Below are 944 nucleotides of genomic sequence, written 5' to 3' on the forward strand. Positions count from 1 at the left end.
TTAGGCGATGTCTGACAAATGATCACGGTGGGTGCGGTTAGATGATCACTCGTGGTACGACGAGGTGAGCTGACCGACAAGGCCTGGCAGCGAATCGAACCCCTGCTGCCGACGACGGATGGCAGGGGACGGCCCTGGCGGGACCACCGCGAGGTCGTCAACGGGATCCTGTGGCGGTTGCGGACCGGATCGCCGTGGCGGGACATCCCTGAGCGCTACGGCCCCTGGCAGACCTGCTACGAGCGGTTCAAGCGCTGGGACGAGGACGGCACCTGGGCGCGCCTGCTGGAGGACATGCAGGTCAAGGACGACTCAATCGGCACAGTCGAATTGACCGTCAGCATCGACTCGACCGTCGCCCGCGCCCACCAGCACGCCGCCGGAGCGCGAAAAAGGGGGACGACGGCGGGACGATCGATGCGAAGGAGTCCCAGAGGCGACAAGCCCTCGGGCGCTCCCGCGGGGGACTCACCACCAAGCTCCACCTGATCACCGAGGCCCGCGGCCTGCCGCTGACGCTCCATCTGACCGGCGGCAACGTCGTGGACTGCACCGCCTTCGAAGCGGTGATGGCCGGGTTCCGGCTGCGCCGTCCCCTCGGCCGGCCCCGCACCCGCCCGGATCGCCTGCTGGGCGACAAGGGCCACTCCTCCAGGAGGATCCGCCTCCACCTGCGGCAGCGCGGTATCCAGGCGGTCATTCCCGAACGCAAGGACCAGATCGCCAACCGCAAGCGCAAAGGCAACCGCGGAGGCCGTCCTCCCGCCTTCGACTCCGCCACCTACAAAGACCGCAACCTCGTGGAACGGTGCTTCGCCAAGCTCAAGCAGTGGCGGGCCATCGCCACCCGCTTCGACAAGCTCGCCAGCCGCTACCTCGCAGGCGTCACCCTCGCATCTGTTGTGCTCTGGCTCCGCCACTCCGAATTGTCAGACAGGCCCTAG

General features: G+C 67.6%; 1 pseudogene. It reads left to right on the forward strand.

What is annotated here, in order from left to right:
• The first annotated feature begins 51 nt into the window (after positions 1-51).
• Positions 52-944, forward strand: a pseudogene (locus tag RUR_RS06660) (IS5 family transposase).

The organism is Rhizohabitans arisaemae (genome assembly GCF_025996515.1).
In the GTDB taxonomy this organism is placed as follows: domain Bacteria; phylum Actinomycetota; class Actinomycetes; order Streptosporangiales; family Streptosporangiaceae; genus Rhizohabitans; species Rhizohabitans arisaemae.